Source organism: Janthinobacterium sp. BJB426, from assembly GCF_002735705.1.
Taxonomy (GTDB): domain Bacteria; phylum Pseudomonadota; class Gammaproteobacteria; order Burkholderiales; family Burkholderiaceae_D; genus Janthinobacterium.
Genome location: NZ_PDZL01000011.1, coordinates 13777 through 25505 on the forward strand (window position 1 = coordinate 13777; position 11729 = coordinate 25505).

Genomic DNA, 11729 nt, shown 5'->3' on the forward strand with positions numbered 1-11729 from the left:
CACGCCGCGCGCGCCTGTCGTCAACAGCGCAGCTTATACCAGTTCGATCGCCATCGCCGTCGCTTCGCCGCCGCCGATGCACAGGGCCGCCACGCCGCGCTTGCCGCCGGTTTTTTTCAAGGCGCCCAGCAGGGTGACGATGATGCGCGCGCCCGAGGCGCCGATCGGGTGGCCCAGCGCGCACGCGCCGCCGTGGATGTTGATCTTGCTGTGCGGAATGTCGAGATCGTGCATGGCGGCCATCGGCACGGCCGCGAACGCTTCATTGATCTCGAACAAGTCGACATTGCTGCTGCTCCAGCCCGTCTTGGCGTACAGCTTTTTCACCGCGCCGATGGGGGCCGTGGTGAATTCGTTCGGCGCCTGCGCGTGCGTGGCGTGGCCGTGGATTTTCGCGATGACGGTGCAACCGAGTTTTTTCGCCGTCGATTCGCGCATCAGCACCAGGGCGGCCGCGCCATCGTTGATCGACGACGACGAGGCGGCCGTGATGGTGCCGTCCTTCTTGAACGCCGCTTTCAAGGTCGGGATTTTTTCCAGGCGGGCCTTTTGCGGGCCTTCATCGATGCTGACGATGGTGTCGCCGCCGCGGCCGGAAACGGTCACGGGCACGATTTCCCATTCGAAACTGCCATCCTTGGTGGCCGCTTGCGCGCGTTTCACGGATTCGATGGCAAACGCATCCTGCGCTTCGCGCGTGAACTGGTACTGGCTGGCGCACTCTTCGGCAAACGTGCCCATCGAGCGTGCGTTACCCTTTTCATCGCGGCTGTAGGCGTCTTCCAGACCATCCATCATCATGTGGTCATAGATCATGCCGTGGCCGATGCGGTAGCCGCCGCGGGCCTTCGGCACCAGATAGGGGGCGTTGGTCATCGATTCCATGCCGCCCGCCACCACCACGTCGGCGCTGCCGGCGAGCAAGGTGTCATGCGCGAACATGGTCGTCTGCATGGCCGAGCCGCACATTTTCGACAGGGTCACGGCGCCCGTGGAATCGGGCAAGCCCGCCTTGCGCAAGGCCTGGCGCGCGGGCGCCTGGCCCTGGCCAGCCATCAGGCAATTGCCGAAAAACACGTGTTCCACGGCATCCGGCGCCACGCCGGCCCGTTCGACGGCGGCGCGGATGGCCACGGCGCCCAGGTCGCTGGCGGTGACGTTGGCAAAGTCGCCCTGGAAGGCGCCCATGGGGGTGCGCGCGGCACCGACGATTACGACTGGATCATTCATGTTGGATCTCCGGTTAAAGGTGGGGATGGTGACTGCATACAAAAACGCAGGTGCTGCGGATAAGGGAAGACGTCCTCGATATGGCCGTCTTCGATGCGCTGCTTGCGCGCCTGCCAATATTGCGCCGTCAGCAGGTCGGCATGGTGCTGCATGAAATAGCGGCGGATGCGGGGATTGCCCAGTAGGAAGGTGCCGAATTGTTCGGGAAACACATCGTGCTTGCCGATGGGATACCACGGTTCGGCCGACATTTCTTCTTCCTCTGTGCGGGCTTGCGGGATGACGCGGAACTGGCAATCGGTGATGTACTCGATTTCATCGTAATCGTAAAAAACGACACGCTGATGACGGGTCACGCCAAAGTTTTTATACAGCATGTCGCCGGGAAAAATATTCGCCGCCATCAATTCCTTGATGGCGTTGCCGTACTCGACGATGGCGTGTTCGACCAGGTCATCGCGGCCTTCCTTCTCGGCATTGCTCAGCCACATGTTCAGCGGCACCATACGCCGCTCGATGTACAGGTGGCGGATGATGATCTGCTCGTGGTCTTCTTCGATCAGCGAAGGGGCGAACTGTTTCAACTCGGCCAGCAGTTCTTCGGCAAAACGGGCGCGGGGAAAGGCCACGTTGGAATACTCGAGCGTGTCGGCCATGCGCCCCACCCGGTCGTGGTGTTTCACCAGCAAATACTTTTGCTGGACTTGCGCGCGCGTGGTTTCCTTGGGGGGCGGAAAGAAATCCTTGATGACCTTGAAGACATACGGAAACGAGGGCAGGGCAAACACCAGCATCACCAGGCCACGGATGCCGGGCGCGCTTTCAAAGTGGTCCGACGAATGTTTCAGGTGCTGCAGGTAGTCGCGGTAAAACAAGGTCTTGCCCTGTTTCTGCAAGCCCAATATCGTATAGATTTCGCTGCGCGGTTTGCGCGGCAGCAAACTGCGCAGGAATTGTACATAGGCCGACGGCACTTCCATATCGACCAGGAAATACGCGCGCGTAAATGAAAACAGCACGGCGATCTGCTGCTGCTCGAACAGCACCGTGTCGAGCACAAGCTTGCCGTGACGGTTGTGCAGGATCGGCACGACAAACGGGTATTCGCGGTTGCCGTTGATGCCCTTGCCGACCAGATAGGCGCCCTTGTTGCGGTAAAACAAGCTGGTCAGGACCTGGATCTGGTGGTTCGGTTCGAGCCGGTCGCCGCCGAACAGCTGTTGCAGCCGCGCTTCCACTTGGGCCACGTCACGCTCGAGGTTGGCAAAGGCGCAGTTCAGCTGGAAGTTGCTCACCATGCGCGTCAAGGTGTGGCGCAAGCCATCTTTGCCCGGGTAATACACGCGGTAGGTGGGGGCCGGATCTTGCGTTTCGATGTATTCCGTGGAAACGACGGGACGCACGAAAATATAGTCGTTATTGAAATATGTGCGGTGCAGGATGTTGCAGCAGACGGAATTGAAGAAGGTTTCCGCCAGTTCCGGCTGCTTGTGCTCCGTCAGCATGCCGATGTAATGCAACTTCAGTTCGCGCCACACTTCATCGCTCAACTCCGACTCTTCGTACTCATCTTCGAGCATCTGCACGCATTCCTGCACGCGCTTGTCATAAAAGTCGATGCGTTCGCGGGCCGCCGTCTGCGCCGCGGCCCAGGCGCCTTGCTCGAAATACTGCTTGGCTTGCCGGCTGGTTTCGCGGAACAAACGGTAATGCTTGTCGAAGCCGTCGCGGATGGTGCGCGCGATATCGAATGCAATCTGGGAAGAGAGCAATTTGGGGAAGGCAATGTGAGTCATAGTTGTGCTCGCATGAATGGCTCATCACCCAGTCGATCGTCGCGCGCCCGTGCTTACTTGGTTTCCGCAAACAGTTCGCGGCCTATCAGCATGCGGCGGATTTCGCTGGTCCCGGCGCCGATTTCATACAGCTTGGCATCGCGCCACAGACGGCCGGCCGGATACTCGTTGATGTAGCCGTTGCCGCCCAGGGCCTGGATCGCTTCGCCCGCCATCCAGGTCGCTTTCTCTGCACTATACAGAATGGCGCCGGCCGCATCCTTGCGCAACTGGCGCACGGCTTCCGGCGTGGTGGCGCGGTCGCAGGCCTGACCCACGGCGTAGACATAGGCCTTGCACGCCATCATGGTCGAATACATATCGGCCAGCTTACCTTGCATCAATTGGAATTCGCCGATGGGCTGGCCGAATTGCTTGCGGTCATGCACGTAAGGCACGACCAGGTCCATGCAGGCCTGCATGATGCCCAGCGGGCCGCCGGACAGCACGGTGCGCTCGAAATCGAGGCCCGACATCAGCACGTTGACGCCCTTGCCCAGGCCGCCCAGCACGTTTTCGGCCGGCACTTCGCAATCCTGGAACACCAGTTCGCCCGTGTGCGAACCGCGCATGCCCAGCTTGTCGAGCTTTTGCGCGATGGAAAAGCCCTTGAAATTCTTTTCGATCAGGAACGCCGTCATGCCGCGCGGACCCGCTTCCAGGTCGTTTTTCGCGTACACCACCAGCACGTCCGCGTCGGGGCCGTTGGTGATCCACATCTTGGTGCCGTTCAAGACCCAGCGGTCGCCCTTGAAGTCGGCGCGCAGCTTCATGCTGACGACGTCCGAGCCCGCGTTCGGCTCCGACATGGCCAGGGCGCCGATGTGCTCGCCCGTGATCAGTTTCGGCAAGTACTTGGCTTTTTGCTCGGCCGTGCCGTTGCGCTTGATCTGGTTCACGCACAGGTTCGAGTGGGCGCCGTAGGACAGGCCGACGGAAGCCGAGGCGCGCGAGATCTCTTCCATGGCGATGATGTGCGCCAGGTAACCCATGCCGGCGCCGCCGTACTCTTCGCTGACGGTGATGCCGAGCAAGCCCATGTCGCCCATTTTGCGCCACAGGTCCATGGGGAACTGGTCCGTGCGGTCGATTTCGGCCGCGCGCGGCGCGATTTCGGCGGCGGCGAATTGTTGGATCGCTTCGCGCAGGGAGGCGATGTCGTCGCCGTGGTCAAAGGTCAAGCCTGGGAGATGGAGCATGTCGTCCTCGTCGTCGTTATAAGTGTGGCGGTCATGGATGCCGGGTCAGTGAAGCTATGATACTCAGTTGTGACGTTTACGTAAACGTCAACCGATGCGCGGCAGCGGTCTGCTGCTCGCGCCTTTAGTTTGTTTGCGCCTTATCAAGGTTCGAGTCCGCCAGCATGCGCGCGCAAGCGTCTTCATGCGCGCTGATTTCCGCCAGCGCCATTTCGATATCGATGCGCTGCTGTTCCAAGGTCTGCCGGTGCTGCGCCAGCACGCCCAGGAAGCGGTCCATCTGCGCGCGCGTGTCCTTCGGCGATTCGTACATGTCGACCAGGCTCTTGATTTCCGACAGCGCCAGGCCCAGGCGCTTGCCGCGCAGGGTCAGCTTCAGGCGGGTGCGGTCGCGCGGCGTGTAGACGCGGCTGCGCCCGCCGGCACCTTCGCGTTTCGGACTGAGCAAGCCCTGGTCTTCATAGAAGCGGATGGCGCGCGCCGTGATGTCGAATTCCCGCGCCAGTTCGGTAATGGTATAGGTCGTCATGGGTGCGGGCGGTATCGGTTGCATGGGTGGTCGGTCACTGGATGGGTGCTGCGAGGCAATGGATGGCAAAGTGCCGTTTACGTCAACGTCAATACTATTGTAGCGTGCCCTGCCCGTGCTGCAACAAAGAAAAAAGAGGGGCTGGACAGGGAAATTTGGCGAATAAGGCAACAGTTACTGAAAATAAATTGATTCTTCTTGCGCAAACGCGCTTAAGATCGAGAGTTGGTGGCCAAGATGACACCAAAAAGAGCTTTCCTGGCATAACAGCGACATTCTTTTCGCTGCGATGGCAGTAAAATTTTCAGGCGCAGATTCTTTCCAGCCGGCACGATCAAAAAACAACGTTTCACTATGAGCACGCTGTTTGTATCGTTTCCATGTTGGAAACAAAATGGCCCTTCTGAAAACTTTGTCTATAAGAAATTGTATGACATGGGCATTGCGCGCATCGGTAGAGGAGGGCATTATCCGATACCGTACGTTGTAATGCCAAACCGAGGCTTTGAATCGTGCTGCAGTGCGAAAATCAAGGCTAGCCGCGAATTTGACCCGAAGCCACGCAGAATCGCAAGAGAAAATTCGGCCCACTTTTTGACTTGAAAAGCTCGGCCGGAGTGTTAATTGTTAATTGATACTATTTTCAAATGTAACAATCTGTATGGTCATTCAAGAAACTGACTTTCATGTTACAACATGAAATAGTACACCTATGAATTCTTCTAACGAACGCGAAAGCTTCAGCCAGCGACTTCAGTTGGCTCTCAAAAACGCCCATTATTCTCCAGACAGCCCGACCAGACTGGCCCGGGAATTCAATATCCGTTTCGACGGGCGCCCGATTACCGTGCATGCAGCTAGGAAATGGTTAGTAGGTGAAGCAATTCCGACGCAAGAGAAATTGCGCATGATTGCCCAATGGTTGGGCGTTCCGGCGGAATGGTTGCGTTTTGGCGGCCCGGAAAGCGCCACGCCGAATGGTGAAGCGGGCAGCGCTTTGTCGCGTTTTGAGTCCGCCGATGTGAAATTAATTGCCGATTTGCAAAGATTAGATGAACATCATCGTCAAATCGCGCGAGAATTTATTCGCATGCTGGTAAGAGTCAACTACCAAAAGTAAGCATTCAGGCCCTCCCCGGCCGGCACCGTCCGCTTTTCGCTGACGGTGCTCCCCCTGTCCTTTTATTTGCGCAAGGTCATACTGGAGACATGATTTTGCCGCACAATAAGACCTCGCATGTTGCGCTGCAGCGGAATTATTTGACAATAATCCCGCACGCAGCGGCGCAGCGGCCAATACCAGCGCATAATCACATCAGAAGCAGCCAGTTCATCCACTACGGAGCCGAGCATTTGAGCCGTCTTATGAAAAGTAACTACAGCAATACCGCGCAGCTGAAGGACTTGATGACCGTGCCCCCCATGACTGCCGCGCAACATGCGGAAGTGATGCGCAAACGGATCGCCCACCGCAGGATGGTTGAAGAAGCCAGGGATTTGAAGCAGGCAAGTGCTCACCAATTCGACAAGAGATGAGGGATGCCTGACCAAAGCTACTGCGCGTCGCGCTTTGCGGCCGGCGATGCTCACCGTGCTGGAGCACGGTTGCGCTTCTTGGCCACAAGGGGCGCCGAGCCTCGCCGCCGCTCGCTACGCTTTTGTCAGGCATCGTGACGCCAGAGTTACATCGTGACGCCAACTAGAGGATAGGGGTGTCGCTTGCAGACTTGAGACCATTCCACCGCGGCGCCAGGCTGTGCTCGATGCCGAGCAGGTCGATGACGCGCGCCACCGTATGGTCGACCATTTCCGCGATGCTTTGCGGGTGGTGGTAGAAGCTCGGTAAGGGCGGGAAGATGATGCCGCCCATTTCGGTCACGGCTGTCATATTGCGCAGGTGCGCCAGGTTGAACGGCGTTTCGCGCACCATCAAAATCAGGCGGCGGCGCTCCTTGAGCACGACGTCGGCTGCCCGCGTGATCAAATTATCCGACAGGCCATGCGCCACGGCCGCCAGGGTCCTCATCGAGCACGGTGCGACGACCATGCCATCCGATTGAAACGAGCCGCTGGCGATAGAGGCGCCGATGTCGCGCAGCTTGTGCACCACGTGCGCCTGCGCTTCGATGTCCTTGCGCCCCACGCCCGTTTCCTGGTGCAGGGTCAGTACGGCCGCATCCGACAAGACCAGATGCGTCTCGACGCCGGGGATGGCGCCGAGTAATTGCAGCAGCCGCAAGCCATACACGGCGCCCGTGGCGCCCGTGATGGCCACGACGATACGGCGCGGCCGCTGCGTTTGGCTATCAGGCATCCAGCAGGGACTTCAGTTCGCCCGATTCAAACATTTCATTCATGATATCGGAACCACCGATGAACTCGCCGTTGACATACAGCTGCGGAATGGTTGGCCAGTTCGAGTAATCCTTGATGCCCTGGCGCACTTCCGGGTCATCCAGCACGTTGACGGTGGCGATGTTTTCCACGCCGCACGCCTTCAGGATCTGGATGGCGCGGCCGGAAAAGCCGCACTGCGGGAACTGGGCCGTGCCCTTCATGAACAGCACGACTGGCGTGCTCGTCACGGTTTCTTTGATCCAGGTTTGTACGTCGCTCATAGCTGCCTCTGATGGGTAAATAAATAGATGCCGTCATTTTATAAGAAAACGACGGCACGGGTATGCGCTCAAGTCATAAATTGGGCAAGTCAGCCACGTTGGGGCTTATAAGGTCTTGCCCAGGCAGGTCGATTGTGCCGCGCTCACGTATTTGCCCCAGGCAATGACTGGTGCATAGCCGTGTTTGGCATAAAACGCCACGGCGCGGGTATTCGCCACGCGGGTGGACAGGTGCAGAGCCTGGTAGCCGTGCCGGCGCGCCTGCGCCTCCACATGGGCCAGCAGGGCCGCGCCCACGCCCAAGCCACCCTGGCCGGGGCGCGCATACATGCGCTTGAGTTCGCCTATGGCGCTGTCCGGCTCGCCCAGCGGCCGCAGGGCGGCGCAGCCCAGCAGTTCTCCAGCCGCATCGCGGGCCAGATAAAAACCGCCGCGCGGCGTTGCCGCCTCGACATCGAAGGAAGAACGGCCGCTGTCGCCATTGATGCGCAGCAATGCTGCCGACAATTCGTCGAGCAGCAGCTGCGCCTCCACGCTGGCGGCATCCACCGCCAGGATGACGAGGTCATGCCTGGCGGCCATGGACTTAGCCGCGCAGCTTGGCGAACGCGGCGGCCATGCTGCCGGCCGGCTCGGGCGCGTTGCGCGATTGCGACTGGTGCTGCGCCATGCTGCGGCGGTCGTTGCGGTCGCCTTTTTGCTCCGGCTTGCTGCCCGGCTGCGGCGCACTGTCCGTCAAACGCATGGTCAGCGCGATGCGCTTGCGCTTTTCATCGACTTCCAGCACCTTGACGCGCACGACCTGGCCAGCTTTCACCACCGTGTGCGGATCTTTGACAAAGGTGTTCGACAGGGCCGAGATGTGCACAAGGCCATCCTGGTGCACGCCGATATCGACGAAGGCGCCAAAGGCGGCCACGTTGGTGACCACGCCCTCGAGAATCATGTCCGGGCGCAAGTCGCGGATCTCTTCCACGCCTTCCTTGAAGGTGGCGGTGGTGAATTCAGGACGCGGATCGCGGCCCGGCTTTTCCAGTTCCTTCAAGATGTCGGAAATGGTCGGCACGCCGAACGTTTCATCCGCATATTTTGCCGGGCTGAGGGTTTTCAGCAGGGCCGTTTCGCCGATGACGGCCTTGATATCCTTCTTGATATCGGCCAGGATCTTTTCCACCAGCGGGTACGATTCCGGGTGGACAGCCGAGGCGTCCAGCGGATTGTCGCCGCCCATCACGCGCAAAAAGCCGGCTGCCTGTTCGTACGTCTTGTCGCCCAGGCGCGGCACGGCTTTTAAGGCCGCGCGCGAGGTGAACGCGCCCTTCATGTCGCGGTAGGTGACGATGCTTTGCGCCACGCTGGCCGACAGGCCGGACACGCGCGCCAGCAGCGGCGCGGACGCCGTATTGACGTCCACGCCGACGGCGTTCACGCAATCTTCCACCACGGCGTCGAGCGAGCGGGCCAGCTGGCTTTGACTCACGTCATGCTGGTACTGGCCCACGCCGATCGATTTCGGGTCAATTTTCACCAGTTCGGCCAGCGGGTCTTGCAGACGGCGCGCAATCGACACGGCGCCGCGCAGGGACACATCCATGTCCGGCAATTCTTTCGACGCGAATTCGGACGCCGAATACACCGACGCGCCCGCTTCCGAGACGACGATCTTCGTCATCTTCGCTTCCGGATGCTGCTTGATCAGGTCCTGCGCCAGCTTATCGGTTTCGCGCGAGGCGGTGCCGTTACCGATGGAAATGAGCGATACATTGTGCTTCGCGGCAAGACGGCCCAGCGTATGCAGCGAGCCATCCCAGTCGTTCTTCGGCTGGTGCGGGTAGATCACGGCCGTGTCGACGACTTTACCGGTGGCATCAACGACAGCGACCTTGACGCCCGTGCGCAGGCCAGGATCGAGGCCCATGGTGGCGCGCTGGCCGGCTGGCGCGGCCAGCAGCAGCGCTTTCAGATTGGTGGCAAACACGTTGATGGCGTCGAGTTCCGAGCGTTCGCGCAGCGCGCCCATCAGTTCCGTTTCCAGGTGCATGAAGCTTTTCACGCGCCAGGTCCAGCGTGCCGTGTCGGCCAGCCATTTGTCGGCCGGGCGGCCTTGTTGCTTGATGCCGAAGCGGGCGGCGATGCGGCCTTCGCACGGGTTGTGCGGCGCATCCCATTTCGGTTTTTCCGCTTCCGTGTCCAGGCGCAGGGTGACGTCAAGGATACCCTCGCGGCGGCCGCGCAGCAGCGCCAGCGCGCGGTGCGAAGGGACGGTCGAGATGGTTTCCGAGTAATCGAAGTAATCGGCGAATTTTTCGCCTTCGTCCTGCTTGCCTTCCACCACTTTCGATTCGACGATGCCGTGTTCCTGCACGTACTCGCGCAAGGTTTGCAGCAGGGTCGCGTCTTCGGCGAAACGCTCCATCAGAATCTGGCGCGCGCCGTCGAGGGCCGCCTTGGTGTCCGCCACGCCCGGATTGTTCCCGTCGGCACTGGTAAACGCGTCGCGCAGGAACTTGCCCGCTTCCATTTCCGGCGTCAGTTCCGGATTGTCCAGCAAGCCGTCGGCCAGCGGCATCAGGCCCGCTTCGATGGCGATCTGCGCCTTCGTGCGGCGCTTCTGTTTGTAGGGCAAGTACAAATCTTCGAGGCGCGTCTTGTCTTCCGCGTGCATGACGGCGTCCAGCAGCTCGGGCGTCATCTTGTTCTGTTCCGTGATCGAGGCCACGATGGCGGCGCGCCGCTCTTCCAGCTCGCGCAGGTAGCGCAGGCGCTCTTCCAGCAGGCGCAGCTGGATATCGTCGAGGCCGCCGGTCGCTTCCTTGCGGTAACGGGCGATGAAGGGCACGGTGGCGCCTTCGTCGAGCAGTTCGATGGCGGCGGCAACCTGCACCGGTTTGGCGGCAAGTTCAAGGGCAAGACGTTGTTCGATAGTGGGCAGCATGGTTGTTTCCAGAGCGATCAAGCCTGGAATGATACGCAATCGGCGCGATTGCGCAATCTTGACAGCGCAAATGGACTGTGCGTTGACAACAGCGTCAGCGGGCCGGCAGCAGTGGGCTGGCGGGCACGGGAGTTGGCGGCCTCTGCGGTACAACGGATTTGCCAAAGGCATTGCCCATGCGGTGTTCGAGGGCAGCGCGGTTGTACAGGCCCAGCTGGTTCGACGGGCGCTGCATGACTGCTTCCGCACCGGACAGGGCGGGCGGCGGCCGGTTCATGGTGTTGCTATTTGGCAATAATTTTTCATTCAAGCAAGACATCGATGGCGCCCGTTGGCCATTGGCTTCCACTTCCACGCAAGCCTTCTGCGGCGCGGCGGCCTTCACGACGACGGTGTGCTCGTCCGCCTGCGCGGGCAGGGCGGCGCAGGCCAGCAGCAACAGTGAGAACAGGCGTGCCATGGCGGCCTCCGGAGCGGTGGATGAGGCGTTCAGCATAGCAAGATCATATGTCGCGGCGATGACACAGGCCAGGATGCGGGCTGGCGCCATGTCATGCAGTTGTCATTTTATGAAGCTACCATCTTGCCATTCTGCAGACAACATTGCAGTCAAGACACTTCATGAGCAGGATTTTTCGTTGCTTCCCCTGGAAAATGACACTAAGCCACCGCCGCGCCGCAAGGGGCAATGCCCTGTCCGCCTGCTTGCTGATGACATTGATGACCTTGATGACATTCGTGCGGCCGGCTGCGGGCGCGGACGGTGCTGACGCCGGCGTGCACGCACCCCTGCGCTTCGACTTGCCCGCCCAGCCGCTCGATGCGGCCCTGGTGGCGTTCGGCGAAGTGACCGGGTATTCCGTGCTCGTCAGCAGCCAGCTGGCGGCCGGCAGGGTGGCGGCGCCCGTGCGTGGTGATTACACGCCGGCCGAAGCGCTGCAGCGCCTGCTGGCAGGCACCCAGCTGGGCGCGCGCTTCAGCGGCAGCAATGCGTTTACCTTGCTGGCGCTGGCCGACGCGCCCGTGGCGCCGGCGTCCGTGCGGGCCGAAGTGACCCCCGCCAGCGCACCATTGCAAGGCTATGCGGCCATCCTGCAGCGTTCGCTCACGCGCGCCCTGTGCCGCTTGCATCCGGAGGCCTTTGGCCGCTACCGGCTGGCCTTCCAGCTGTGGCTTGACGAGCGGGGCAAGGTGCGCGCCGTGCATGTGCTGGAACCGAGCGGCGTGGAACAGCGCGACCGCGCCGTGCTGCAGCGCCTGCGCAGCCTGCTGATCGATGGCGCGCCGCCGGCGGGCTTGCCGCAGCCGCTGACGATTTTACTCACGCCACGGCCCGATCCCGATGCCGATTGCGCGCCCTACCTCGTGGCCGGAGCGCCCTGA

General features: G+C 60.8%; 13 protein-coding genes. 2 read left to right on the forward strand and 11 right to left on the reverse strand.

Annotation, left to right across the window (positions count from 1 at the left end; all coding sequences use genetic code 11):
- Positions 1–33: 33 nt before the first annotated feature.
- The 5 genes from CSQ93_RS17800 to CSQ93_RS28920 form a co-directional block, all read right to left on the reverse strand.
- Positions 34–1230: an acetyl-CoA C-acyltransferase gene (locus CSQ93_RS17800; RefSeq protein ID WP_099379186.1), complete on the reverse strand. Its 1197-nt coding sequence runs from the start codon at positions 1228–1230 to the stop codon at positions 34–36.
- Positions 1227–3026, reverse strand: a complete 1800-nt coding sequence (gene aceK, locus CSQ93_RS17805) for a bifunctional isocitrate dehydrogenase kinase/phosphatase (RefSeq protein WP_099379187.1) — start codon at positions 3024–3026, stop codon at positions 1227–1229. Before aceK ends, CSQ93_RS17800 begins: the two co-directional genes overlap by 4 nt.
- 53 nt (positions 3027–3079) lie before the next feature.
- The gene (locus tag CSQ93_RS17810; RefSeq protein ID WP_070260712.1) at positions 3080–4264 is read right to left on the reverse strand and encodes an isovaleryl-CoA dehydrogenase; all 1185 of its coding nucleotides are present in this window, start codon (positions 4262–4264) and stop codon (positions 3080–3082) included.
- A gap of 124 nt (positions 4265–4388) precedes the next feature.
- A complete protein-coding gene (locus CSQ93_RS17815) occupies positions 4389–4793 on the reverse strand; it encodes a MerR family transcriptional regulator (protein WP_099379188.1) in 405 nt (134 codons plus the stop codon).
- Positions 4794–4967: 174 nt separating this feature from the next.
- Positions 4968–5261 carry a hypothetical protein gene (locus CSQ93_RS28920; RefSeq protein WP_158301276.1) on the reverse strand — a complete coding sequence of 98 codons (294 nt, stop codon included), beginning with the start codon at positions 5259–5261 and terminating at the stop codon, positions 4968–4970.
- Between the two features lie 244 nt (positions 5262–5505).
- Between CSQ93_RS28920 and CSQ93_RS17820 the strand changes: the two genes are divergently transcribed.
- The gene (locus CSQ93_RS17820; RefSeq protein ID WP_034753756.1) at positions 5506–5913 is read left to right on the forward strand and encodes a hypothetical protein; all 408 of its coding nucleotides are present in this window, start codon (positions 5506–5508) and stop codon (positions 5911–5913) included.
- Between the two features lie 62 nt (positions 5914–5975).
- Here the strand turns inward: CSQ93_RS17820 and CSQ93_RS29510 are convergent, their stop codons facing one another.
- From CSQ93_RS29510 to CSQ93_RS17850, 6 genes are all read right to left on the reverse strand, one after another.
- Positions 5976–6383: a hypothetical protein gene (locus CSQ93_RS29510; protein ID WP_233516247.1), complete on the reverse strand. Its 408-nt coding sequence runs from the start codon at positions 6381–6383 to the stop codon at positions 5976–5978.
- Between the two features lie 109 nt (positions 6384–6492).
- Positions 6493–7107 (reverse strand): UbiX family flavin prenyltransferase, encoded by a 615-nt coding sequence (locus CSQ93_RS17830; RefSeq protein ID WP_099379189.1) that lies wholly within the window; start codon positions 7105–7107, stop codon positions 6493–6495.
- Positions 7100–7411, reverse strand: coding sequence for a Grx4 family monothiol glutaredoxin (gene grxD / locus CSQ93_RS17835; protein ID WP_099379190.1), 312 nt, complete (start codon positions 7409–7411; stop codon positions 7100–7102). Before grxD ends, CSQ93_RS17830 begins: the two co-directional genes overlap by 8 nt.
- A 105-nt stretch (positions 7412–7516) precedes the next feature.
- The gene (locus tag CSQ93_RS17840; protein ID WP_099379191.1) at positions 7517–7993 is read right to left on the reverse strand and encodes a GNAT family N-acetyltransferase; all 477 of its coding nucleotides are present in this window, start codon (positions 7991–7993) and stop codon (positions 7517–7519) included.
- Positions 7994–7997: 4 nt separating this feature from the next.
- Positions 7998–10346: a Tex family protein gene (locus CSQ93_RS17845; protein ID WP_099379192.1), complete on the reverse strand. Its 2349-nt coding sequence runs from the start codon at positions 10344–10346 to the stop codon at positions 7998–8000.
- Positions 10347–10440: 94 nt separating this feature from the next.
- Positions 10441–10806 (reverse strand): hypothetical protein, encoded by a 366-nt coding sequence (locus CSQ93_RS17850; RefSeq protein WP_158301277.1) that lies wholly within the window; start codon positions 10804–10806, stop codon positions 10441–10443.
- A 260-nt stretch (positions 10807–11066) separates the two neighbouring features.
- Here CSQ93_RS17850 and CSQ93_RS17855 point away from each other — a divergent pair, with 260 nt between their 5' ends.
- Positions 11067–11729, forward strand: coding sequence for a secretin and TonB N-terminal domain-containing protein (locus CSQ93_RS17855; RefSeq protein WP_158301278.1), 663 nt, complete (start codon positions 11067–11069; stop codon positions 11727–11729).